We start from the raw sequence: 23,860 nt of genomic DNA on the forward strand, positions 1-23,860 counted from the left end.
ACGATGAGCCCCCCAAATGGTGGAGAGTCCTCAAGTCGACTGTTCTCGTGGCCAACCGCGGGGAGATCGCAGTCCGGCTCATCGATGCTGTGCGCGCGGCGGGGATGACGGGAGCCGTGATCTCCGTGTCAGTCGACGATGCGCACATCCGTCACGCACACCACGCGGTGCTGAAGGCGTCATGACCCACAACACTTGGACGGTCATCGAATAGATGGTTCCAAGTCTCCAATTTCGAACAACGCAGGGTTGGGAGTAAGCACGGCGTCGACGGGGACCGTCCGTATCGCCGTTGAAGCTGTCGCTCTGCCAAGTGCATGTTTGATGATGTGACGGGACAGTGCTTCCCCGAGCTGCACAGGGACTGCATTCCCAATCTGGCGGGCGATGTCCGTCTTCTTCCCCACCCACATGAAGTCGTCGGGAAATCCCTGAAGGCGGGCGGCTTCAAAATGGGTGATGGCCCGTGGCTGCTCTGGGTGGAGGAACCGTCCCTTCTCTGGCTTGAAGAACTCGGTCCGGATCGTCACCGACGGCCGGTCCCAGTGCAGCCTCCCCATAACGTCTGATGCACCGCGACGGTTACCCCGCCAGCAGTTGGCCAGCAGGTCGTCAGGAAGGTCGTGTCGGTTCCCACCCTTGGGGATGTGAGCGAAGCGCTTGAGAGAGAGGTCTGAGTAGTTGCGGCCGAAGTGGAGTTCGTCCGTCCGGAACGGGCCTGGCAGGCCCGCCTGGGTCGACCAGTCTGGAAGCTCGTAGCCGACGGACCGCTCGGGGATTCCCTCGAACGCCTCGCGAACTGTCAGCCATCGATCGTGGTGCGTAGTGGCGGGGAGCCCAACAGGGTCGACAGACTTGTGACTGCCGATGACGACGGCCCGACGGCGGTTCTGGAAGGCACCGTAGTCAGCAGAAGTCACGACGAACGGTTCAAGTCTGTAGTCCGCCAGTAGCCCGCCGGGCTCCGTCGTGGTCTTGAGCGATTCGAACTCGACCGACTTCAAGAACGGTGGCACGTTCTCGATGATGAAGTACGTGGGATTCGCCCGGACGATTGTCTCCGCGTAGGCGCGCCAAAGAGTGTTCCGAGGGTCGTCGATGTCGCGCTTTCCCAGCGCAGAGAAGCCCTGGCATGGAGGTCCGCCCAGGATCACGTCGGCGCCGATCTCGCCAGCTGACTCCAGCCAGCTTTCGATGGGCAGCGCGAAAGTCGCCTCCTGACCGAAGTTCGCACCGTAGGTCGAAGCCGCGAACCGGTCGAACTCCACCGCCGCCGTCAGGTGAGTGTCGACTGATTCGCTGACGGCGGCGTTGTGCCATCCCTGTGTGAGGCCTCCAGCGCCGGCGAAGAGGTCGATGACACGGAATCGCTCGGTCATCACACTCCACCTTTCCACGCTCGTATAGAACAAGGATCCTATCCCGGTGACTGGGGATCCCCGAAAGTTGAGACCTCAGCTCTCCAGCTCGTCGAGGATGTGGTCGGCGAGCTCGCCAGGGTCCCACTCGTCGACAGTGTAGACCGTCCAACCGTCGGAATCATCTGATGCGGTGTCTACATCGCTGACAGTCACCATGATCTTCGCTTCCGGCCACACCAACTCTGACCGGACCGCGGCGTCCCCGATCGTGCTGTCCCGCACCGGAAGTACCGCGTCTTCCTCGGCGAGGATCTCGATGAGTGAGCGGAATTCCGGATGGGACGACCACAGATCTCCCCAGCCCTTGTCGGTAATGAGCGCAGGAGGAGGTGTTCCTTGCGGTGCGGCTGATGGCTGTGCGACGGTCTCTGCTCGTGCCCTCGCAAAAGCGATTAGCCCCGCATAGGGCTCTTCGGGCGTGCCGAAAACCGTCCCCCGATCAAGGCCAGTGTTGAAATGCTCGCAGCTGGTCTCAGGGAGGAGAATGCAATTGTGGCAAGCGGCGAGATTGGATCCAGCCACACCGCTTCCTGTCGACTCGATGCAAACGGGATCAGCAGAGCACCACGATAGACGTGCTTCTGCTTCACTGATCGCGCTTCCGAGACGGTCCGGATCCGCCATGGCAGCGACGCCGCCGAGGCTTCCGGCGGAGTCAGATGACGCGGTGTAGACGAGGACTCCGGCCATCTCTGGGCCCACGTATAGGCGTTCTTGGAGTGACGAAGCTGGGTATCCCGCGTCCAACGCCAGTTGGTCAATGAGGGAGTGAGCCAGCGAATGAAGCGCGAGGCGAGTGATGTCGACGTCGCCAACTACGGCGCCTTCTCTGCGTGTCACATGGGCATTGCGCTCGAGTAAGGCGGTCCTGCTTCGAGCAAAGGAAGTGTTCGCCCACTCTGCGATGACTGCCTGATCAATAGCGAGGAACAGGCCCTCTCCCAGCAGTTCGACGGCGGGGAGCCAGGACGACGAGTCGTCGTCTGGTCGCAGCGGAGCAATCGCCACATTGTCTTCATCTCCCTGCTCCGCTTCGCGCTCTGGAGCTACGAGACGCGAGAAGCCATGTAGGGCGCGCACTTCCCGGAGTCTGGTCACGCGCCGAACCTCAGTGATCCACGAGGAGTGTTCTCCAGGGACGGGCGCTGGCACGGAGACGAACTGGCGGCCAGGAGAGTCTTCCGACCCATGGACGATTGCACGGAACTCGTCGAGTCGGAACTCTTCTTCCGACTGAGGTGGTGCCTCATCCGGGTACAGAGCGAAGATCGCTTGGCGTGCGAGAGCAGCCACTGAATAGTCGGAAGAGTGCTTCTGCAGCAGAATCTCGAGTGTCACATCATGGTTCTCCTGCACGGCGGCTTCAAGGCTCGCGCGTGGGATGTGGCGAAGCGTCGAGAACTCTGATCTGACGAGCGCATCCAGCTTCTCTGCATGCGACGGGATGGAGATAGCTGATGCTGAGGCACCAAACCACACGTTTGACGCACCACGCTGCACCGTCACCCGACTGTGCGCGCAATCCCGTTCCGTGTACTCGAAGCCGAGCCACGGACGTTCGCCGGTGCATCGATAGTGCTTCATTCCTTGGGGAGAGAAGGCGTATTCGAGGTCGTTGCTGGCCCCACAGCTGCATACGACCAAGAGATCAGACAGCGCTGATGTTCGGCCGCGCGACTCCAAGCGGAGAACGTGCGCTGACTCCGGTGCCTTGCGAGGATCACCTTCGGGGTAGGACGTTCGCCACCATTGCGGGTCCGGACTGCGTGAATGAGCCCACTCGAAGTACGGGAAGTCGGCGAGATGACCGCCCTTGCATGCAGTGACGAATCGGGAGGGGATGAGGTCGCGTTTCTCGCCGCAGACGCCGCATCGTGTCTCAGTCCGACGAGATCGGAGCTGCTGCGTGGTCCCCAGGGCATCACACGCTGGACAGACAAGAATGCTGGGAAACAGCCAGACGGGCACGCTCGGACGGTTACGGTCGTCAGGCGTCGTGGGAGGTGCTTTGAGCTCACGTACCCTCAATTGACGGGCCAAGCGTGGTTCGGGCACCGACACCATCTCAGCAGTGTCCCAGTGGTGGAGTCCCATGATGAGATAGCTCGAATTCTCAGCAGGGAAGAGACTTCCCACTCCGTATGTCGAGATCAGCTGCGACCGCCGAGCGCGGATCTGCGGAGAAGCCATGTCAGCCCTCGCTTTCGGTATCGGTGCGGACTTTCTGTCTCCGCAGGGGTGCGAGGCGAGTCTCCGCGTCGACGTCACGCATGCTCTGGGGAGTCGGCCACGGTGTGCGTGAACGGGAATCAATGTCAATGTCGTCTGTGGTCAAAGCCATCGTCGCATCGATGAGAAGGGCACGGTGGGGGTCCTTGCGGTCGTGATAGACCTCGACAACCTTCTCCGACACGGCTCGCTCCCATGTGGCGATGAGATTCCCGAGGTCCTTCTGCGTCGCGGCGTAGTCGTGGCTATCGTCTGTTGCCACGGCGTGTACTCGCGCGAGGATCTGGTCACGGACCAGTTCTACTGCCCGATGAGTGCTGTGGAACGCAGCCGCTCCTGCCTCCCCGCGGAACTCCTCGGACACCATGCGGAGAGATGCGACCAAAGCTGCGTGGAGTGCCCTATCGCGCGAACGGGCGGCGAAAGGTGTTGCACTTGTCGCCTCGACCGCTCGGTACAGACTTCCGTGGAAGTCGCGGAACGACTCGTAGTGGGACCTGTCTCGAGACTTCATACTGTTGAAGATATTGACGACGAGACCTGGGTATTTGCGGCCCACACGGCTCGTCGCCTGGATGTACTCCGAGCTGGACGGCGGCTGTCCCGCGACAGCCATTAGGCCCAACCGATCGACGTCCAGTCCGACAGAGATCATGTTTGTAGCGAGGACGACGTCCAGAGGATCTTCCTCGGAACCCAGCCCAGCTTCAAGCTGTTTGAGAGTCACAGGAATTTCGCTCCCCGGGCGACGGCTGGTGAGCTCCTCTGCTCTCACTCGACGGGGTTCCGGCAAGTCGTCACGAGACGCGAGGAGGTCCAGCCGGGACGACACGTCGTCATGCACCTGGAGGTAAGCGGACCCCAGGACTCGAAGCGAGTTGAAGTACCCGATCAGCGTCCAATACGGGTCCTTGATCTCATCAGAGACATCATTTGCCGCGGCGACAGTGTGGAGAAGTGAGGCGTAGGTCCGAACGAGGAGGGTGGCGTGCGATGTTCCCGGTGCCATGACTCCGATGTACTCGCGGTCACCCAGCTCGCTGCTTTCTGCAGGTCGAGCGAAGAAAGACTCGTCTGGATTTATGCCCGGGGGTGGGAACAACCGGGAAGTTCGGTTGAACACAGCTTTGATCTGGGCATCTGCACGACGGATCGTCGCCGTCGAGGCCACGAGCTTGGGGCGCGCCAACTGGCCCGACTCATTCGTTCTGCCTGCAGATATGTCGACAGCGGACTCGAAAAGGCCGACCGTCGACCCAAGCGGGCCGGAAATCAAGTGCAGCTCATCCTGGATGATGAGGTCCGGTCCGATATCAGTCGCTTCGGTGTGGCCGAAGAGTGCGCTGATCGATCCGTCCCACGCCATTCGAGCAAACTTGTCTACCGTGCCGATTACGAGTTCAGGTCGGACTCTGTAGACGTCCTCGTCGACGACGTGAGCGGGGATGCCGCTGCCCGCATGGTAGTCGCATTCGACATTGGGGCAGTGGATAGTGACCGAGTCCGGACCTTTGGTGACACTGTAGGCGGACACGTCCAATCGAGCGCCGCACCAGGGGCATGCTTGGAGCTGCATCGGATTGCCCTGCTCAACAGTGTCGCCATTTCTGAGTTTGCGGAGGGCGACGCGTGCCGCATCGACGGTGTTCGGCGTCGAGCCGGAACCCACCCACAGCCCAATACCGAAGGTCCGATCGCCTAGGATGTCGGGCCGTTCACGCCGCACTGACTCGAGCGAGCAGATCAACATGGCGGCTCGCTCGAATTGTTGGATAGTGAGCAATCGCAGCGTGTACCTCATGAGGACTGCGGTCCCTTCAACACGCGGGTCCCGAATGCGTCGAAGGAAGATGAGATACGCGATCAATCCCAGATACGCCTCAGTCTTGCCTCCGCCAGCGGGGAACCAGAGAAGATCCGCGATGTCACGTTCGTCCGACTGACGGTCCGTTGTGGATGGCAGGTTGATGAGGATAAACGCAAGCTGGAACGGGCGCCACGATTGTGTAGACAGCGTGAACTCGCCCTGGGCGCCTCGGCGAATCCAGTCCTGCCGTGCACGCTGCATGTGCATCGCCTTGTTCGCCATAGTGAATGCGTCGAATGCGACGTCGTCCTCTTCGAGGAGCCGGATTCCGTTGCGCATCCGTCGCAGGGCGACCGTTGCGTCGTCGAGGTGGGAAGCGGCGACCGCACGTAAATCTTCAGGCACCCACGAGGGTGAGTCGGCGTCCGAAACGTCCTTCTTCTTCTGGTTTATCCAGGCCTCGTACTCGTCGCTCAACGAGTTGAGTTGCGCAAGGACCTCGGTGCGCTTACCCGAGGACATCGTGTGGAGGCTCAGGTCGGCTCCTGCGTCGCCAGGCTGCGCACGGGCCACTCGAGAACGAGGGACAAACGTGGACCGCACCGAGGCCGCAAACGTGTCGTGTGTGCTGTTCCAGTCGGCTGAACACCCGTGGCCGATCGCGAAAGAGCGCTGATCCCGGTAGAGCAGAGCGGACGACGTGAGGTCCGGGTCATCCGACAGGTGATGGCGTGATTTGGTCCGATCAACGATGGCAGGCGTCGAGGTCGTAGCCTCCAGGCCGACCTGGAACCAGGAGTGCTCGTCTTTTCGCCCGCTGGCACCAGATTTCCGAGTCGTGTTCCTTATTACAGCGGTGATAGTGACGTAACCCGAGGTGTCTGGGTCGCGGACGAGAAGGAACAAGTCGAGACCATTGGCAACCAACGGTGACGTCTGACGCTGACGTTCACGAGTATCCAGGTTGATAATCACTGGCTGAATGTCTGGTTCTTCCCGTGTCCACGAGACATTACTCGTTGACCCGTCGGCACTAGCAGAGCCCGTTGGCAGGTAACGAGCAGCAGTGGCTTGAAGCTCGATACTCTTTGCGCGCTGTGGGTCGACGGTAAAGGTGATCCCCATGCTCGAGGGCGTGGTACGGCGAGAGTCGGCAACACCAAGATCGGGTTCAGGGTCGCTCGCGTCGGCGCTGGTCGGATCGTCGAGGCCCGCTGGAGAATTCTCTGTATCACTGGCCGCGGCGCTCGGTTCCGCAGGCGGCCAGAGGATCCCGGTGACATAGCGGCTGAGGGGTGCTTCATCGAGGACCTCATCGAACGCCGAGGGGCCCATGAGATCTGTCGTGAGTGCGTCAACAATGCGATCACGGAACGCGTACCGCTCCTCAAGCGTCGGTGACGACGTGTCAGTCATGATCTTCCTGCTTTCTTCTCGCGATCCCAATGCGGTCGGATGAGGCCGGACAATCGAGGAACAAGCCAGAACCCACTTGGACTCCCGTGGCCATTGGTCTCTGAGGGGAGGCCGGCGACGGTCTCCACGGAACTCACACGGGCTCCAGTCAGGCGCTCAGGCCAGTTCGGTGGTTTGCCGAAGATGAGGCGTGCGGCCAGTGCGTCGGTGAACGCCTCCGACACCCGCCCGAGAACAGTGCCAGATTCGTCTTCGATGAAGTAGTCCGGCTTCAATGATTGCTTCGAGTGGGGCGCGAGGACGAAGTCGACTGCAGCTCCCGGTGCGACGCTCTGCTCGAGATACCGGAGAGTCTCGACCGTTCCGAGTGCTGTTGAACGAGGTGGCAGTTCGGTGTTGACGTCGGCGTAGAGCAGCTCCATGCGAACGGGGCGTGGCCTGTTTTTTGTGCACACATGCTCGACCCAACGTTCCTGGACGAACTTCGCGAAACCTCTTTCGATCGTGGGCGCCTCGACGAGATACAGCGACTCACGTGCACGGCTCGAGGCGACGTAGGACCTTCTAAGGTTCGGCCACGTACGCGCACCAGGACCTTCGTCACCTGGCTTCGGCACCATGTCGATCACGTGGTCAAACTCGAGCCCCTTCGCCCTGTGGACGGTACTCACCGTGACGGGAAGCTGGGTGGGCGAAGTAAGCGGCGATGGGACCGCACCGGACCGCAAGCGCCTGTTCAATGCGCCGACGTCGAGGGTGGTGTGGTCGCGACGGTCATCTTCGACGTCTTTAAGTCGCGACCACCCGTCTGACGGAACGGAAGATCCTCCTGACGCGAGTGCATCCTCGATCTCGGGTCGTGAGTACTTCCGTGGTTGCAGTGAGTGAAGTGTCGACGCGACCCAGGGGGCAATGCCGATCTCTTGTGCACGCGGACGCACCGTGTGCTGGATACCGAGCTCGTCGAGCTCTTCGGAGACACGAAGCGCCGCATAGTTCGTGGCAGTGAGGACTGCCGTGGTCTCGTCGTCCTCTGTGTCCCAACACAGCAGACCGGTGAGGGATTGGAGGCTGGGGCGGGTGTACCGGCGACCGCCAGATTTCTCGCGGAATGCGGTGAGGAGGTCGAATGCCTGATCGATTGTGGTTGCGTCGGTAGGACTGATGTCTCTCAGTGCATCGCCGACCGCGATGAGGTCGTGCATGCGGGTCGACTCCGCGCGGTAGTGCTCTGTCAACGCGGTCGGTCTTGCGCCATGTTCGTCGATCAGGATCTGACGAAGTCCGGCTGAGGTGCGCTTGGAATGCGATGTGTTCGACTCCAACTGGAAGTCGTAAATCGCTTGGAGCGGGTCGCCGAGAATCGTGAACCCTGCATCGGAGGCTGCCGCGATCAGCGCGAGCACAAGTTCAGCGCGGTCCCCCACAAGATCTTGTGCTTCGTCGACGATCACGTGCTCGAGGTACGAGACGTCAAACTCCCCGGTACGGAGTGCTTCTGTGGCGAGGCGGATCCTGTGCTCGAACCCATGTGTCGTCTCGATCCCACCGACTTCGACGAGGACGGCCGAGGCGAAGGAATCAAAGGTGCTGATGCGCGCCTGCGACAGTCCAGCAGCGGTGAGCCGTCGGCGTGCTGCGTCCACGGCCGCGCGCGAGAAGGTGAGGACGAGGACGTCGTCGAGGATGGAGACGCCTTCATCGGCTAGGTGCTCCAGTCGGCTGACAACGACCTCAGTCTTGCCCTGGCCCGCGGCGGCGGTGACGAGCAAGCGTTCGTCTACGTCCGCTTCAGCGACGGCAAGCTGGCTGTCGTCGAGGTCGGGTGCGTCACGCATCCGCTACCTCGGCGGACTGCTCGTCCCAGAGGTAGGCGAACTCGGTGTAGGCGAGCGAATCTCCGAAGTTGTCCAGGTTGTCTCTGATGTTGACGATCAAGACTTCGTCGGAGCCACCGTTCTTCGGACCGCGGAGCCCTCGCCCGATCATCTGGATGTACTTGTTGGGAGAAAACGTGGGTCGGCAGAGATAGATGGCGTCGACCTTCGGTGCGTCGAATCCTTGACTCAAGACGTCGAAGTTCGTGAGGACTTTGATCTCACCATCGCGGAACCGTCGCACCAGGGATCGGCGCCGTGCGGGGTCGGTGCCTCCGTAGATCGCTGCCGCCTCGATCCCCTTCGTCTGGAGGACCGCCGCGAGTGCTTGGGCGTGCTCGACCGACGCGGCGAAGACGATCGCATGCTCGATGTGATCGAGGTTCGCCGTCAGATGCTGGATGATCGTCCGATTTCTGAGCAGGTCGGACGCGACGGAGTCGAGGTCGATCCGCTTTTCGAGGAAGTTCTGCCTCTCGTCTGCTGACGATCCACCACCACTTCTTCCTCGCCCGTTGCCGAGTGCGCCCTGATGCTTCAGCGTCGTTCCCTCGAGCTCTTCTTGTACTACGTGGGCAAGGATCTGATGGTCCTGGAGATAGGTGTGCGCAGATTCCGCAGTGAACTCATCCGGCTCGATCAGCGTGCCTCCGAAGCGGCTGACGAGTCGCTGGGTCTCGACTTCGCTGGTACCGCGATAGGGGGTCGCGGAGAGGCCGAGCAGCGGCTTGCCCTTCTGCGTCGTCGAGCGGCCGAACCATCTTAGGACGGTCGTGTAGCTCGGCGTCGTAGCACCGTGAGCTTCGTCGATGACGACGACGTCTGGGTCCTTCAGCCACGCGTACTTGACCGCCGTCGTGGTGTCGTCCTTAGCCGACGCGATCCGGGTGAGGGTCTGGATCGTCGCGACCACGACGTGGAGTGCGGACGATTCCTCTTCCACACTCCGGCCGTCCCACAACCGGCTCACGACAAGGCGCTCGCCGGGGATCCCCAGGCCCTGCCAACCAGAGCCCCATGCTTCGACGGCCTGCTCACAGAGTTCCTCTGACTGGGCGATCCACACGATGCGGTTGTTCTCCGCATTCGACTTACTGACATGGGTGATGAGGCTCTCGACCGCGACGCGGGTCTTCCCTGCACCTGTGGGAAGCTGGACGATCGCCTTGTTGCTACCGGGCTTCGCCTTGAGGACCTTGAGGATCTTTCGTGATGTCGATCGCTGGAATGCGTGCAATCTCGGGAGGCTAACGGGGCCAGGAAACTCTTCGCGCGCAGGCTTTTTTGGCTCGACTACACGGAACATGTCTTCGCTGAAACCGAGTTCGGTGAGATCCCGGGTCCGGGCGTCCTTCGCCCACTCCCGTGCGCTTCCCTCATCATCTGGGAGTCGGCCGAGGATCTGTCTCCAGAGATCGGAACCGTGGATGTTCTGAGCGAGGCTGAACAGGGTAGTCGGTGTGACCGGCTCCCCTTCGGCTGTCAGGAGCTCCACAGCCGAGTCGGGGACGAGTGAACGGATGCCGTCGTCGCCGAGGAGGAGGCGGACCCGCTCTTCGTCTGACTCCTTCTCCTTCAGCTCATCCCAGAAGTCGTGAAGCTTCTCCTGCGCTGCAGTCTCCTTCATCCGTTCCTCGGCTTCGCGGACGGAGAGAGGGGAGCCGACGTACTCGAGGATGTGCTTGATCAGTGCAGACGAGCGGAGTGACTTGCGGTAGTAGAGGCGCTTGCTCTCGATGTCGAAGACCGCTGCTTGGTCGACCGCTGATATCACGTCGTCGAAATCATTCTCTGTCACATAGCGGAGTGACGAGCAGGGAAGGAGCTCGTATTGGTTACGCTTCCTTACCTTGCTTTCCAGTTCCGCGAGGTAGGGGAAGCGGTCTCGGATGCGTTCGGGCTTTCCCTCGCGCTCCAGCGCATCTGCGTCAATACGTGTGGTGAAGTGGATACGAAGGTACTTCAGCTTCCACTTGTCTTCGAGCACCTCGGCGAGTTCAACGGTCGTCGGTGTGAGAACGACGGCGGACGAGTGCTCTAAGAGATGTTCCTGTGAGTCAGCGTCAGTCGTGACGACGCAAGCCTCTGCAGGAACGGTTGCGTAATTGCCCATCGCCCCGTGGAGTCCGCGAAGATCGACAGGAGCCCGGACGCCGGCTTTGGCGGCGTGTCCGTAAAGGTCCGGGAGCAACGAGGAGTCGAGCTCTGATTCTGCGTTGGAGAGGATGTTCCTCCACTGTGCTGTAGACAGTTCCGTAGGCAGCCCGAGGAGCCAGAAAAGTTCATCATCGATCGCAGTAGGAGTCGGTAGGAGCTCGTCAGGGATACCTTCGATACGCCCTGTGCAAGCACCCGCCGGATACAGCCCGTAAGAGGTATCGAGGACACCGTGTTTCTTGATCCAGAGGATGTCCGGTGGCGCGTAGCGGCCTTCCTCCGCCTGCTTGTAGAACTGGCCATCGACCCTGTACGTCGCCTCACCTTTGAGCCTGATCGGTCGTTGGGGAGACGCCAGCAGTTCCATGGTGATGGCATGGCGAGTTTTGGAACTGGCCTCCGCGAGTTCCCAGAGTCTGGGACGTTGGGGGACTGTGATGTTCGAGCCGAGCGTCAGGGACGTCTCAGGACCGTGAGATCGTTTCAGTTCTTTGAGGATCCCATCCTTCGCAGTGTCGAACCATCCTCCGTCGGCCTTGTCGGCTGAGACATACTCGGGTTGGGGAAGAGCGGACGGTACGCCGAGCTTCCTGCAGACCGCGGCAGTGAGGAACTGGTTCGAGCCATCGATGATGAGCTGCTTGTCGTCATAGCGCTCAGCCTGGAGGAGTCGCCCTGCAGTCCACGCCTTGTGTAGCGGAATCCAGCCACCTGCTGCATTCCGCACAGGGACGTTCATGCCTGGGTCTGTGCGTTGCATGAGTTTGATGACCGCGTCGGGATCGGCCTTCGAAGCCATCCGCCAGAAGGTCTCGGCGCTCTCGTGGTCGGAGGCGTCGGCGAGTGCGGATTCCAATACCTGCTTGAGACGACCAATGCTGTCGAGAAGTGCCGCTCCGAATCTGCGAAGTGCACTGATGACGTCGCCATCAGACGCGATGCGAGGGTCGATGATCTCTGGCTTGTCAGAGATGTCCTGGCGGTCGTCTGCTGAGTCGATGAAGTACTTGGGACCGGAAAGGCGTGCGACGTGACCGTCCGCCATCGGGACGATGCGAGCTTGTTGGATCTCACCGGCGAACGAGCTTGCCTTGGCCATGAATTCATCCGCGAACACGATCGCGGCCTCGAATCCTTGACGGGTGGCCTCAGCTGAGAGGCCTTCGATCCATTCGGTGGTCGTTTTCCGCTGCTGACCATTGATCTCGAGAAGTCGATCGACCAGCGCCGATCTGAATCGGCTGTCCAGTGCAGACTCGTGGACCCAGGTCCGGATGCCCTGTTCTCGAGCCCTCTGAGTCCACGAGCTCACCAGGTCAGGCTCCTCATCGAGTGATTTGGGTCGGGTCGAGAGCTCGCTCAGTGGGGCGAGATCCCCCTGGAGGTCGGGGACCGACGACGCGAAGGCGATCGCCCGAGTGACCGGTTCGATGAGGTTTTCTCGGAACCACGGTGCGTCTTCGAGGCCACGAGCCGGCATGCGATCGAGATGCGCACCCGGGTCTGACTCTGTGTAGAGGTGTGGGATGACGCTGGTCACCAACCGGGGAACGCAGTCGCGGAGGATCTCCGCGTTGTAGTCCCCGTGGAGGAGCGTCATGCGGTCGTCGTTCATCTTGAACGACGCGTTGATGATTCCGGGCATGGTGGTGACTGTCCCGGTGGGGAAGTGGTTCCAGATCTCGCCGCGCTCCCGTGCACGTCCGGAGGTGCCGCGCTTTACAGCCCAGTGGACTGTCAGCGAATCGCGCGAATGCAGAGACCCGGCATCACGACGGGCTCGTTCGGATGGAGTGAAGACGGTGTGGGCGACCACCCACGACTCGTTCGCGGTCCCGCTACTCAACTGGATGATCGACCCGTCCCCGTGCTGTGCGCGCTCGGAGACCCACGTCTCGCGGTACGTTGTTTCGGTCCGTACCTCTGCAGTGAAAGCGTTGACTGCTTCCGAGAACAACATGAACTGATGGGGGAACTTGACGATCTGGTCGTCGAGCCACGTGTATCTCTCCCTCAGGGGGACCCTGATGACAGTCGACGCCCATCCGAGAAGCTCGGCTAGGATCGCATCGTCCGTTTTCTCGGCGTCGACATCGAGTGGGTACGGGAGTCTGAGGATCGGGTAGTCGGCGAGTCCAGGTTGGATCTCCTCGAGTTCGCGCCTGCTGCGCTCCGCATCGAAACCGAAAGCGCCGAGGCCCGTGAAGATCTGCGGCCGGTCGGAAACCTCGAGGACGGACTTGAAGCCGAGGCCGAATCGGCCGATCTGGTTGTCCCGCTTATCGGACATGTTGGAATGAAGGAGCGTGCGGACACCGCTACGGTCGAAAGACTTCCCTTCGTTCGCAACGTACAAGGTGGATTCATCGCGGATGACGTGGATGCGTCCGGGAGAGCCTCGCAGTGCGTCGACCGCATTCTGGACGAGTTCCTGAATCTGCTTTCTCGCGTAACCACCTTGGATGATGGCCTGTTCCTGCCCGGCGTTCTCGCGGATGTTGTCCGGGCGAGCGCGGTACGACTCGAGCGTTGACTCGTACTCGCGTTCGAGGAAGTCGATCAGTCGATCCTCGGGAAGGCCGGTTGTCAAGATGGCACCTCTCTCCGCAATGAAAGTACTAAGGCCGTGTGAGTCGATGTCGCGTGATTCACTGTGCCATCTGCCACACTCCTTCCTCCCATGCTATCCCGATTTTCGACGCACGCGAGTCGGGGTGCTCGGCTCGGTTGGCGAAGCGGATGTCTTGGTGCGGTGGGTTACGGCGCTACGATGTTCGAGGGGCCGGGGCGGCTTGATGCGGTCAAACCAACCCGGTCATCTTGTGGGCGTGACCACATGTCAGATCGCACGCACGGTGGCATTGCCAAGCTCTGAAGGAGATCAGGTGGCGCAGCTTGTGTGGACGGTCGAGGAGATGATCCTCGCCGCCGACTTCGCGGACAATCGCGACTGGAAGCCAGTCAATAAGGGCACCTCCGGTGTCGAAGAGCTCTCCGACCTGCTCCGTATGGCGACGTTCTATCCGGTTGCTGTTCGCCCCGAGAACTTCCGTTCTCTAAACAGCATCGGGCGAAAGACCAACAACCTTATTTCGTCTCACCCGGCAAGGAACGGGAAAGGCCTGCGGACATCGGCTTCGGAGATCCCGGTCGTCGAGCGTTTCGTCGAGGACCGGCTTGTGATGAAGCGGGTGGCGAATGAGCTCCGCGAGCGGATTCGAGCCGGCACCGCGGCGGTCGGCGATGCCGACAAGCTGTATCGAAAGTACTCGGCAGTGCTTGACGCCGAGGCGGATGCATCGTGTCATCGGAAGAGCGAAACACTTGATGTGTTAGAGACGGTCTGCGCAGTCGACAGCCGAACCCACTCCACTGTCGTCGGTTCCATCGTCTCCCGCGGTGATTCCCTTGATTGCGACCTTTGTGGCTTCGACTTCGAGCAAGCGTATGGGCGATTAGGGCGTGGCTACATAGAACTACACGTCACTGAGTCGCCAGCGGCTGCGGGCGGCGACGATTCGGAGGTTCTTCCAGTGTGCTCAAATTGTCATCGGATACTTCATCGCGGTCGAGGGACGACTGTCGACGTTCTGCGGTCTGCGCTTGAAACATGATCGTCAGTGGCCAGGCGTATGCAATGTCTGTTCGTAGCCTTGAGCTCAGGTAGCGAATCGCAAGGAGCGTCAACGCCCAGGTGGCGGCGTACGAGTAAATAGTCAATGGTCGAAGGAGACCTCATGAGCCAGACCCTGACAACCAAGTACGGATCCATCCGGGGCTCGGAGGTCGACGGGGTGACGCGCTTCCTGGGCATCCCGTATGCCGCACCGTTGACGGCGGCCAACCGGTTCCTCCCAGCTCAGCTGCCTCAGCAGTGGCAGGGTGAGCGAGACGCGACCCCGTACGGGGCCACCGTCACGCAGAATCCCTACCGAGCTCCGCTCGACGCCATCTTTGGAGACGCTCGTATCGCCGGCGACGAACAGCTCAACCTCAACGTGTGGACGCCGGACGTTGCCGGCAGCGCGCCGGTGCTCGTGTGGATCCACGGCGGCGCGTTCGTAGGGGGTTCGGGATCCATCCCGACCTACGACGGCACCTGTTTCGCTCGCAACGGCGTCGTCTGCGTGACCATCAACTATCGCGTGGGTGCGCTCGGCTTCCTGGACGTGGGAGACGAGACCGCCAACATCGGTATCCGCGATCAGATCGCAGCTCTTGCGTGGGTGCAGGAGAACATCTCGGCATTCGGCGATGATCCCTCGCGTGTCACGGTCGCCGGACAGTCTGCGGGTGCCATGAGTATCGGCGCTCTGCTGGGCAGCCCGCTGGCCACAGGGCTGTTCGAGGCCGCGATCCTGGAGAGCGGCGCCGCCCATCACGCGCTGTCGCGAACCACTGCGCGTGCCGTGTCGACGACTCTGGCTGACATTGTGGGAGTGGAGCTGGACCGCGAGGCATTCAGTGCTGTCGCCGTCGACGACCTGCTCGCGGCCGAGGAAGCCCTCGACGCACGACTCCGATCAACTTCGGACCCGGCGTCTGTCCGCGAGGTGCTGCTGAACGGCATGCCGTTCAGTCCGTCGATCGATGGGAGCGTGCTGCCGCAGGCGCCACTCGACGCAATTCGGCAGGGGAGTGCCTCATCGGTGCGACTCCTCGTGGGGACGACGACGGAGGAGAACCGACTGTTCCTGGCTCCCGGTGGTGCGATCGACCGCATCGAGGACGGCGTGCTCGACCGTGTCGCGCAGTCGTACGGGCTCCCCGCCGATGCGAGCGTCCGCGGTCTCTATCAGGACGAGCAGGATCCGACCCCGGGAGCAACGCTGTCCGCGCTCCAGACCGACTGGATGTTCCGCATACCCGCCATCCGGCTGGCCGAGGCGCAGCATGAGGCTGGCGGTCCACCCCCGCACATGTACGAGTTCGCGTGGACGTCCCGCGCGCTCGACGGTGCGCTGGGTGCCGCGCACTCCGTCGACATCCCGTTCTTCTTCAACACGCTGGGCACACCGGGAGCTGAGCGACTGACGGGCCCCGACGCCCCGCAGGCTCTTGCGGACACCATGCACAGCGCGTGGGTCTCCTTCATCCACGGTGAGGCTCCGGGGTGGGAGGCGTACACGCCGGAAAGGCGTGCGGTGCAGCGCTGTCGGAGCTGACCACTCTTGGCCGGACTCTCAAACGTCGAGCTGCCGATGTGCTCGCGTACTTCGACCGGCCCGGCACGAGCAACGGGCCAACCGAGGCGATCAACGGTCGACTCGAGCATCTACGAGGCACCGCACTCGGGTTCCGGAATCTCGGCCACTACGTCGTCAGAGCGTTGCTGGATACCGGAGGCTTCCGACCGCTACTACACCCTCTTTTGCGATGAGCCGGTTAATGAACACGTATGTTGAACGGGAGGGTGTCATGGCGCTGGTCGGCCTGGTGCGGGTGAGCACGAAGAAGCAGGAGACGTCTCGGCAGCACGATGCCCTTGACCCGATCTGCGTGAAGGTCTTCGAGGAGAAGGTCAGCGGCAAGCTCGATGTCGATTCCCGTCCAGGGCTCCGCGAGGCGATCGAGTACATGAGGGACGGCGACATGCTCACGGTCCAGGAGGTCGACCGGCTCGGACGCAACCTGTTGGAAGGTCTGATCGTCCTCACCGACTTGTTCGAGCGCGGCATCGCGGTCAAGGTGCTGGAAGGGATCGCGGCCGGCGAGCACACCGAGCGCAGCCTCATCCTCGACCTGGCGCTGGCCCTTGCCGAGGATCGTCGGCGCGACATCGTCCGCAAGACGAAGAACGGTCTGGAGGCGGCCAGGAAGCGGGGCAAGGTCGGTGGCCGTCCCCGTGTGATCGACGACGACAAGCGCACAGTTATCCTCGCCCGTCGAGAGAAGCGCGAGTCCATCCGCGAGATCGCAGCAGCCACTGGTATCTCTGTGGGAGCCGTGCACGGGGTGGTGGCCACGCATGAGCGTCAGACGAAGACGGGGGTCTGAGCCTTGTTCGAGCAGGCAGACGAGGAGTACCGCACCTGCGCCGAGTGCGGAGCGGACTGTGAGCCGGAGCCGTTCGATGCCGGAGAAGGGCAAGGAGTCAGAATCGCCTTCGCATGCCCGACTCACGGTGTCCATAGCGTCGTGGACCCGTTCGAGGGCAAGCGGTAGCTCGTAGTTCTACAACAGCGCCGACGCCGCACTAAGCGAATGCGTGGTGGGAGCAAGTCGAAGAACGGGCTGGAGGTAGCACGGAAGCGCGGCAAGGACGGTGACCAGCCGCGGGTGATCGACGACGACAAGCGCACTGTCATCCTCGCCCGTCGGGAAAAGGGCGAGTCCATCCGCGAGATCGCAGCAACCACTGGCGTCTCCGTGGGGGCTGTGCTCGGCGTGGAATCCGAGGAAAAGGCGGGGGCCTCCTCGTCATGAGGGACGAGGAGGCCCATCCCATCGAGAGCACGTCCAGCTGAGGATCACCGTCCCGGACGGATGCAGGAGCGGTAGCTACTCGTCCGACTCCGAGATCGCCTGTTCGAGCCGTTCGACCTTGGCGTCCAGCTCGCCCTCGTAGCCCGGGCGGATATCAGCCTTGATGACAAGGGAGACCCGCGAGCCGAATGGCTCAACGGCCTCTGTAGCACGCTTCACCACGCCGAAGACCTCGTCCCAGGTACCTTCAACCTCGGTGAACATGCTCGACGTCCTATTGGGCAAACCGGAGTCGCGGACGACCTTCACTGCGGCAGCGACAGCATCGTGGACTGATCCATCTTCGCGGCCGGTTCCGGACGGGGCGACGGAGAATGCAAGCAACATGGCGGTTCCCTCCTCAGAGTCCTGCGGGCCGGATGAAAGACCCATGTCCTAGATCGACGATACTTGTGAACATCGAGTCGGTGCGGTTGGGCAGGCCGGACTCGCGCACGACCTTCACCGCAGCGGCGACGGCCTCGTGCATCGAACCGGTCTCGGCGTCGCCGGTGGGAGCGACGGAGAATGCGACAAGCATGGGTTCCTCCTCTGAGTGTCAGCTGATCAGTTCTTCGGCACGGAGAGCACGAGGGCATCGCCCTGTCCCCCGCCGCCGCACAGTGCGGCGACCCCGGTGCCGCCGCCGCGGCGCTTGAGTTCGAGTGCAAGCGTCAGGGCCACGCGTGCACCGGAGGCGCCGATCGGGTGGCCGAGGGCGACCGCACCGCCGTTGACGTTGACCTTGTCCTCGCTGATGCCGAGGTCTTTGGCACTCGCCAGGCCGACAGCGGCGAAGGCCTCGTTGATCTCGTAGAGGTCGAAGCCGTCAGCCGGGATGCCCTCGCGTCCGGCAGCGACCTTGATCGCCTGGCTGGGCTGGTGCTGCAGGGTCGAGTCCGGGCCTGCGGTCCAGGCGTGGGCGCGGATCTCAGCGAGGATCTCCAGGCCCTCACGCTCGGCGCGCTCCTTGGACATCACGACGACCGCGCAGGCACCGTCGGAGATCTGCGAGGCGTTGCCGGCAGTGATGGTGCCTTCCCTGCTGAAGGCCGGGCGCAGCTTGGCCATCGACTCAGCCGTCGAGTCCGGGCGCACGCCCTCATCACGGCTCACTTCGGTCTCACCCTTGCGCGAGGTGATCGTCACCGGGGTGACCTCATCGTCGAAGCGGCCGGCTTCCCATGCCGCTGCCGCGCGCTGGTGGGACTGCGCGGCGAAGGCGTCCTGCTGCTCGCGGCTGAACTCGCGCTCGCCCTTGTTCGCGTCCTCGGTCAGCCCGCCCATCGCCTGGTCGGTGAAGGCATCCCACAGGCCGTCGTAGTCCATGTGGTCGCGGACCTTGACGGTGCCGTACTTGTAGCCGGCGCGGGATTTCTCCAGCATGTGCGGGGCATTGGTCATCGACTCCTGGCCGCCGGCGACGACGACCTCGTACTCTCCGGCACGCACGAGCATGGCCGCCTGGGTGATGGCGTTGAGGCCTGACAGGCAGAGTTTGTTGATGGTGATGGCCGGCACCGACATCGGTATTCCGGCTTTGACGGCGGCCTGGCGTGCCGGCCCCTGACCGCAGCCTGCCTGCAGGACCTGACCCATGATGACGTACTCGACGGCTTCGGGCTCGACGCCGGCGCGGTGCAGCGCCCCGGAGATCGCCTCGGCACCGAGATCCATGGCGGTCAGCGATCCGAGGGCTCCGCTCATGCGTCCCAGCGGGGTGCGCGAACCAGCAACGATCACAGCTTCGGTCATGATTCCTCCTTCGACGGATGCGGCCGTCCTGGCAGTCCTGGCCTCGGCTCCGCAGTCCACATATCGTGATACAGACCCAGCCTAGTCGAGGGTCCAGCTGCTGAGAATCCCGGGTAGCCGGCTGTGAATTCCCTCAGTGGTGTGACCTGCACCGCTCAGATGGCGGCCTCAGACGGATGTTGGCGCGTACGGCGAGTAGAGTGGGTGGTAAGCCCCCGAAATTCTCACGCAATGAATGAAACGGAGTCGAAGACTGTGACGCCTCCCGAAGAGTTCCGGACCGCGATGCGCGGTTACGAGAAGAACGAAGTCGATGCGCGCATCGGCCAGCTGCGGACCGAGATCGAATCCCTGCGCAAGGCACTGTCCGATGCGCGGTCTCAGGTCATTAGCGCCGACCGGGCGAAGCTGCAGATCGCCGGAGAGCTCTCCGAGGCCAAGCAGCAGCTCAAGGATGCCGCAAGCGACAAGGCAGAGGCAGCTGGCCCTCCCGGCTCCCGGATCGACCACCTGCTCAAGATCGCCGAGTCACAGGCCCGCGAAACCCTCGCCCAGGCCACCGCCGATGCCGAGACGATCCGCAACAAGGCTCGTGCCGACGCCGCCAGCCAGCGCGCTCGCATGCACACCGAGAGCAACGACACCCTCAACAACGCCCGCTCCGAGGCGGAGGCGATCAGCTCGGCTGCCGAGCTTCGCGCCGAGGAGACGATCCAGGCTGCTGAGACGCGCGCCGAGGAGATCCAGACCGCTGCCGAGCGCGAAGCCGAGCAGCTGACCTCGACCGCGTCGACGGAGGCTGAGGAGTCGCGTGAGTCGCTCAAGCGCGAGGTCGCGCAGCTGCGTGCTGACGCCGAGAAGGATGCCGCTGACATTCGGGCGAAGGCAAAGAAGGAGGCCGACGAGATCCTCGCCGCTGCCAAGGCCAAGGATGAGGAGATCCGCAAGGCTGCCGATGAGCTCGATGTCGAGCTGGCCGATAAGCGCCGGAAGGCCGAAACGGCTGAGAAGGAGCGCTTCGACACCGCTGCCGCCGAGCACCGGAAGCTGACCGAGGAAGCCCAGGCCCGGGCGAAGAAGGCCGACGATGACGCGAAGGCTGCGGCCGAGCGTGCCGAGCGCACCCGCAAGGAGGCGGTCGAGAAGGCCGACAAGATCATCGCCGACGGCCGTAAGCGCGCCCAGGATCTCATCTCCGAGGCACGTTCGACTGCCGAGGCGACGATCGAGGAGTCGGCCGCTGAGGCCAAGCGCAATGTCTCCTCCGCCCAGGCCCAGGTCGACCTGCTGACCAAGCAGCGCCGCACGATCACCGCCCAGCTCGAGCAGCTGCGGTCGATGTTCGCAGCGCCCGGCCTGTTCGACGATGTCGACTTCACCGAGGACAAGTCCGATCAGGAGGCTGCTGCGGCCCTGCCCACGGAGAAGATCGCCTCTGATGATGAGCTAGCCGAGCTCACCGCCGCCGAGGATGCGAAGGACGATGCGGCAGCGACGCCGGCGAAGGACGTGAAGTCCTCGGACGGTGACGGCAGCAGCGCCGATGGCGACGGTGAGGATATCGAGGAAGCTGAGGTCATCAGCGAGGACGAGACGCAGGAGATGAAGACCCGTCCTGACGGTTCGTCCGGCAATTCGCAGGCCGGAGCCGCGAAGCCCGGTGCCAAGCCCACCCAGGGCGGCGCACAGGTGAATGCCGGCCAGCGGTCGAACGCTTCGAAGTCCGGCGGTGCCTCGGGCTCAAAGGCTGCCGGCAGCGGCAATCGCGGTTCGCTCAACCGCAAGTCGCGAAACTCGAACCGCCTGCGCTGAACGCCTATCGACAGCTGAAGGCGGGGATTTCCGATTGGAAGTCCCCGCCTTCGTCGTGGTATAGGTGCGGAGCCGTTCAGCGCGGCGGCCGGCTGCGGAAGCAGGTCCTGTGCCAGTGACGGCGCGCACCGACACCGGTGTTGAAGCCGAACTCCTCCTCCGAGCGCCAGGCGACGATGTGGTCGATGTGGGCTGGCAGGTCCTGCAGGCAGCCGGGGCACGTGTAGACCTTGCCGGAACTGCTGCCGCGCACCTGCTGGACGACCCATGTGCCGTCGGGTCCCTCGGCGGCCCGCGGCACGGAATTCAGGCTGGCTCCCAGCTCGCGGTGCGGCCGGGCCCACTTGTTTGCGCGGCGCGAAGACGACGAACGTGGCATGCCGCCATTGTCTCACGTACAGTAATGCCGTGCGTTTAGTGATCGCGAAGTGCAGTGTCGACTATGCTGGCCGGCTGACGGCGCACCTGCCCATGGCAGACCGGGTGCTTATGCTCAAGGCCGATGGCAGCGTCCTCGTCCATTCCGACGGCGGCTCCTACAAGCCCCTCAACTGGATGAGCCCACCGTGCACCACGACGATCAGCGAACCCAGCGCCGAGCAGGCCGAGCACGGCATCACCGCGATCTGGACGGTCACCCACCAGAAGACCGGCGACCATCTCATCATCAGCATCGCGGAGATCCGCGATGAGATCTCCGCTGACCTCGGAGTCGATCCAGGTCTGGTCAAGGACGGCGTCGAATCGCACCTGCAGGAGCTGCTGGCCGAGCACATCGAGACCCTCGGATCGGGATTCTCGACCGTCCGCCGGGAGTACATGACCGCCATCGGGCCGGTCGACATCCTCGCCAAGGACGATGCCGGTGGCTCCGTGGCAGTCGAGATCAAGCGCCGCGGGGAGATCGACGGAGTCGAGCAGCTCACCCGCTATCTCGAGCTCATGAACCGCGATCCGCTCCTCGCCCCGGTCACCGGTGTGTTCGCCGCCCAGGAGATCAAGCCGCAGGCACGCACACTGGCCGAAGACCGCGGGATCCGCTGTGTGGTCCTCGACTACGATGCGCTGCGCGGAATGGATGACCCGGACTCACGGCTGTTCTGAGCGCTTAGGCGGCGCTGCTCCCCCAGCCGGTGGGCCGCTGACAGCCGCCGCTCAGGCGAGGGACTCGATGTCGAAGGGCTCGGGCTTGTCGACCCGCTCGACGTCTGCGCCGAGTGCCTGGAGCTGTTCGACGAATCCCTCATAGCCGCGGTCGATGTGATCGACCCCAGAGACTTCGGTGCGGCCCTCGGCTGCCAGGCCGGCGATGACGAGTGCGGCCCCGGCACGGATGTCCGAGGCCTCCACCTCCGCCCCGGAGAGCGAGCTGACGCCAGTCACGAGCGCATGGTTGCCGTCGACGGTGATCTCAGCACCGAGGCGCGCGAGCTCATGGACGAAGCGCCAACGGGCCTCGAACAGATTCTCAGTCAGCAGGCCGACCCCGTCGGCGATCGCATTGAGGGCCACAGCGAAGGGCTGCAGGTCGGTCGGGAAGCCGGGGAACGGCAGGGTGGCCACGCGAATGCTGTGCGGTCGGCTCGGGCCCACGACCCGGAAGCCCATGTTCTGGGCTCCCTGCTCATTCGCCGCCGCGACCCCGGCGACCAGGCCCTCGGTGTCCGCGCTGCCGGACAGGACCGACACCTCGGCGCCGGCGGCGCGCAGATGCTCGAAGACGTGCGGCAGCAGCAGCGGATCGATGCCGCGCACGGTGACATCTCCGCCGGTGATGGCTGCGGCGAAGGCCCATGAGCCGGCGACGATCCGGTCGCCGACAACCCGGTGCTCGACCGGGTGCAGGCGCTCGACGCCCTCGATCGTCAGAGTCTTGGTGCCGATGCCGGAGATCTGCGCGCCCATCGCCTGGAGCATGAGGCAGATGTCGATGATCTCCGGTTCCTTGGCCGCGTTGTCGATGATGGTGGTGCCCTCAGCCAGGGTGGCGGCCATGAGGAGGTTCTCGGTCGCACCCACCGATGGAAACGGCAGGTGGATCTCGGCGCCGGCCAGGCCGTCTGGGGCTTCGGCGATGAAATAGCCGTGATCGAGACGTGCGCTGGCGCCCATCGCCTCGAGCCCGGCCTGGTGCATGTCGAGGCCGCGTGAGCCGATCGCGTCGCCGCCGGGCATCGCGACATGGGCTGCGCGCATCCGCCCGGTGAGCGGGCCGAGCACGCAGATCGAGGCGCGCATGGCGCGCACGAGTTCGTAGTCGGCCTGGATGCCCGGCTCCTCCGGCACGTCGATGTCGATGACCCCGGCCTCGGGGTCATAGTCGATCTCGCAGCCGAGGCGGCGCAGCAGTTCGCTCATGATCGAGACGTCGAGGATGCGCGGCACATTGGAGATCAACGACCGGCCCGGGGCCAGGAGGGTGGCGGCCATCAGCTTGAGCGCGCTGTTCTTCGCCCCGCGTACCGTCACGCCGCCGGTGAGCCGGTGCGGTCCGTTGACGGACAGGATCTCCATGAGCGTGGTCCTCCTCGGGCGGATGGTGCGGTGGCAGAGAAGAGTCCTGCGGAGCTGAGCCCCGCAGGACATATCAGTCTAGGACGCGAAGGCCGCCTAGGTGAAACGGCCGACGGTGCGGTTGAAACCCGGCGGCGCTGATTCGAGCCAGGAGGCCAGAGCGGCCAGCGCCTCGTAGTCGAGGGCCAGCCGGGTCTGATGGGTTGAGCCGTCAGCTGCGACGCAGGCGGCTGTCACGATGACAGCACCGGGCATGACGGCATAGCGCTCAGCGGAGTCCGGCTCTTCGCGCCGGATGATCTCCATGTCCTGCCGCGGCAGAGTCACCGCCGGCGACCGGGTGAGGCTGAAGATCGGGTACCAGTCGAGTGAGGTGATCGTGAAGACCGCCACACCCAAACGCCAGC

The 23,860-nt window shown here is 63.3% G+C and carries 18 protein-coding genes and 1 pseudogene; 8 read left to right on the top strand and 11 right to left on the bottom strand.

What is annotated here, in order from left to right; all coding sequences use genetic code 11:
* A partial coding sequence (locus M3B11_RS11735) for a biotin carboxylase N-terminal domain-containing protein (RefSeq protein ID WP_259877609.1) occupies positions 1-185 on the top strand: 185 nt, incomplete at its 5' end.
* Positions 186-203: 18 nt separating this feature from the next.
* Here the strand turns inward: M3B11_RS11735 and M3B11_RS11740 are convergent.
* From M3B11_RS11740 to M3B11_RS11760, 5 genes are all read right to left on the bottom strand, one after another.
* Entirely contained in the window at positions 204-1,379 is a 1,176-nt protein-coding gene (locus M3B11_RS11740) for a DNA cytosine methyltransferase (protein WP_259877610.1), read from the bottom strand.
* A gap of 75 nt (positions 1,380-1,454) precedes the next feature.
* On the bottom strand, positions 1,455-3,611 hold the full coding sequence (drmB, locus tag M3B11_RS11745) for a DUF1998 domain-containing protein (protein WP_259877611.1): 2,157 nt from the start codon (positions 3,609-3,611) through the stop codon (positions 1,455-1,457).
* A gap of 1 nt (position 3,612) precedes the next feature.
* Positions 3,613-6,873, bottom strand: coding sequence for a helicase C-terminal domain-containing protein (locus M3B11_RS11750; RefSeq protein WP_259877612.1), 3,261 nt, complete (start codon positions 6,871-6,873; stop codon positions 3,613-3,615).
* Positions 6,870-8,711: a UvrD-helicase domain-containing protein gene (locus M3B11_RS11755; protein WP_259877613.1), complete on the bottom strand. Its 1,842-nt coding sequence runs from the start codon at positions 8,709-8,711 to the stop codon at positions 6,870-6,872. Before M3B11_RS11755 ends, M3B11_RS11750 begins: the two co-directional genes overlap by 4 nt.
* Positions 8,704-13,497, bottom strand: coding sequence for a sacsin N-terminal ATP-binding-like domain-containing protein (locus M3B11_RS11760; RefSeq protein ID WP_259877614.1), 4,794 nt, complete (start codon positions 13,495-13,497; stop codon positions 8,704-8,706). The genes M3B11_RS11755 and M3B11_RS11760 overlap by 8 nt, the downstream gene beginning before the upstream one ends.
* Positions 13,498-13,792: 295 nt before the next feature.
* Between M3B11_RS11760 and M3B11_RS11765 the strand changes: the two genes are divergently transcribed.
* The 5 genes and pseudogenes from M3B11_RS11765 to M3B11_RS11785 all read left to right on the top strand — a co-directional run bounded on the left by M3B11_RS11765 (position 13,793) and on the right by M3B11_RS11785 (position 17,333).
* Positions 13,793-14,521 carry a hypothetical protein gene (locus tag M3B11_RS11765; RefSeq protein WP_259877615.1) on the top strand — a complete coding sequence of 243 codons (729 nt, stop codon included), beginning with the start codon at positions 13,793-13,795 and terminating at the stop codon, positions 14,519-14,521.
* Positions 14,522-14,644: 123 nt separating this feature from the next.
* Positions 14,645-16,072 (top strand): carboxylesterase/lipase family protein, encoded by a 1,428-nt coding sequence (locus M3B11_RS11770; protein WP_259877617.1) that lies wholly within the window; start codon positions 14,645-14,647, stop codon positions 16,070-16,072.
* A pseudogene (locus tag M3B11_RS11775) lies at positions 16,057-16,287 on the top strand (transposase); the annotation flags it as partial. The gene M3B11_RS11770 and the pseudogene M3B11_RS11775, both read left to right, overlap by 16 nt.
* A 38-nt stretch (positions 16,288-16,325) precedes the next feature.
* Complete coding sequence (locus M3B11_RS11780) at positions 16,326-16,904, top strand: recombinase family protein (RefSeq protein ID WP_259877618.1); 579 nt, start codon at positions 16,326-16,328, stop codon at positions 16,902-16,904.
* A gap of 207 nt (positions 16,905-17,111) precedes the next feature.
* Entirely contained in the window at positions 17,112-17,333 is a 222-nt protein-coding gene (locus tag M3B11_RS11785; protein ID WP_259877619.1) for a sigma-70 region 4 domain-containing protein, read from the top strand.
* Between the two features lie 75 nt (positions 17,334-17,408).
* Here the strand turns inward: M3B11_RS11785 and M3B11_RS11790 are convergent, their stop codons facing one another.
* From M3B11_RS11790 to M3B11_RS11800, 3 genes are read right to left on the bottom strand one after another with little or no spacing between them, the layout of a single operon-like run.
* Complete coding sequence (locus M3B11_RS11790; protein ID WP_029362855.1) at positions 17,409-17,720, bottom strand: thiamine-binding protein; 312 nt, start codon at positions 17,718-17,720, stop codon at positions 17,409-17,411.
* Positions 17,721-17,733: 13 nt separating this feature from the next.
* Complete coding sequence (locus M3B11_RS11795; protein WP_396121567.1) at positions 17,734-17,913, bottom strand: thiamine-binding protein; 180 nt, start codon at positions 17,911-17,913, stop codon at positions 17,734-17,736.
* A gap of 26 nt (positions 17,914-17,939) precedes the next feature.
* Positions 17,940-19,127, bottom strand: a complete 1,188-nt coding sequence (locus M3B11_RS11800; protein ID WP_259877620.1) for an acetyl-CoA C-acetyltransferase — start codon at positions 19,125-19,127, stop codon at positions 17,940-17,942.
* 231 nt (positions 19,128-19,358) lie between these two features.
* Here M3B11_RS11800 and M3B11_RS11805 point away from each other — a divergent pair, with 231 nt between their 5' ends.
* On the top strand, positions 19,359-20,939 hold the full coding sequence (locus tag M3B11_RS11805; RefSeq protein ID WP_259877621.1) for a cell division protein: 1,581 nt from the start codon (positions 19,359-19,361) through the stop codon (positions 20,937-20,939).
* A gap of 76 nt (positions 20,940-21,015) precedes the next feature.
* On the opposite strand, the gene M3B11_RS11810 is transcribed toward M3B11_RS11805, so the two are convergent.
* The gene (locus M3B11_RS11810) at positions 21,016-21,318 is read right to left on the bottom strand and encodes a hypothetical protein (protein WP_259877622.1); all 303 of its coding nucleotides are present in this window, start codon (positions 21,316-21,318) and stop codon (positions 21,016-21,018) included.
* Positions 21,319-21,347: 29 nt separating this feature from the next.
* Here M3B11_RS11810 and nucS point away from each other — a divergent pair, with 29 nt between their 5' ends.
* Complete coding sequence (gene nucS / locus M3B11_RS11815) at positions 21,348-22,043, top strand: endonuclease NucS (RefSeq protein ID WP_259877623.1); 696 nt, start codon at positions 21,348-21,350, stop codon at positions 22,041-22,043.
* A 51-nt stretch (positions 22,044-22,094) separates the two neighbouring features.
* On the opposite strand, the gene murA is transcribed toward nucS, so the two are convergent.
* Positions 22,095-23,453, bottom strand: coding sequence for a UDP-N-acetylglucosamine 1-carboxyvinyltransferase (murA, locus tag M3B11_RS11820; protein ID WP_259877624.1), 1,359 nt, complete (start codon positions 23,451-23,453; stop codon positions 22,095-22,097).
* 96 nt (positions 23,454-23,549) lie between these two features.
* A partial coding sequence (locus M3B11_RS11825; protein WP_259877625.1) for a DUF2550 domain-containing protein occupies positions 23,550-23,860 on the bottom strand: 311 nt, incomplete at its 5' end.

Source organism: Brevibacterium sp. p3-SID960, assembly GCF_025144725.1.
Taxonomy (GTDB): domain Bacteria; phylum Actinomycetota; class Actinomycetes; order Actinomycetales; family Brevibacteriaceae; genus Brevibacterium.

Bases quoted from the DNA above. Each gene is read 5' to 3' on its own strand.
- M3B11_RS11805 (WP_259877621.1), top strand. From the start codon at position 19,359: ATGAATGAAACGGAGTCGAAGACTGTGACGCCTCCCGAAGAGTTCCGG.
- M3B11_RS11755 (WP_259877613.1), bottom strand. From the start codon at position 8,711: ATGCGTGACGCACCCGACCTCGACGACAGCCAGCTTGCCGTCGCTGAA.
- M3B11_RS11795 (WP_396121567.1), bottom strand. From the start codon at position 17,913: ATGCTTGTCGCATTCTCCGTCGCTCCCACCGGCGACGCCGAGACCGGT.
- M3B11_RS11810 (WP_259877622.1), bottom strand. From the start codon at position 21,318: ATGCCACGTTCGTCGTCTTCGCGCCGCGCAAACAAGTGGGCCCGGCCG.
- M3B11_RS11750 (WP_259877612.1), bottom strand. From the start codon at position 6,873: ATGACTGACACGTCGTCACCGACGCTTGAGGAGCGGTACGCGTTCCGT.
- M3B11_RS11790 (WP_029362855.1), bottom strand. From the start codon at position 17,720: ATGTTGCTTGCATTCTCCGTCGCCCCGTCCGGAACCGGCCGCGAAGAT.
- M3B11_RS11785 (WP_259877619.1), top strand. From the start codon at position 17,112: ATGCGTGGTGGGAGCAAGTCGAAGAACGGGCTGGAGGTAGCACGGAAG.
- M3B11_RS11800 (WP_259877620.1), bottom strand. From the start codon at position 19,127: ATGACCGAAGCTGTGATCGTTGCTGGTTCGCGCACCCCGCTGGGACGC.
- M3B11_RS11770 (WP_259877617.1), top strand. From the start codon at position 14,645: ATGAGCCAGACCCTGACAACCAAGTACGGATCCATCCGGGGCTCGGAG.
- drmB (WP_259877611.1), bottom strand. From the start codon at position 3,611: ATGGCTTCTCCGCAGATCCGCGCTCGGCGGTCGCAGCTGATCTCGACA.
- M3B11_RS11740 (WP_259877610.1), bottom strand. From the start codon at position 1,379: ATGACCGAGCGATTCCGTGTCATCGACCTCTTCGCCGGCGCTGGAGGC.
- M3B11_RS11780 (WP_259877618.1), top strand. From the start codon at position 16,326: ATGGCGCTGGTCGGCCTGGTGCGGGTGAGCACGAAGAAGCAGGAGACG.
- murA (WP_259877624.1), bottom strand. From the start codon at position 23,453: ATGGAGATCCTGTCCGTCAACGGACCGCACCGGCTCACCGGCGGCGTG.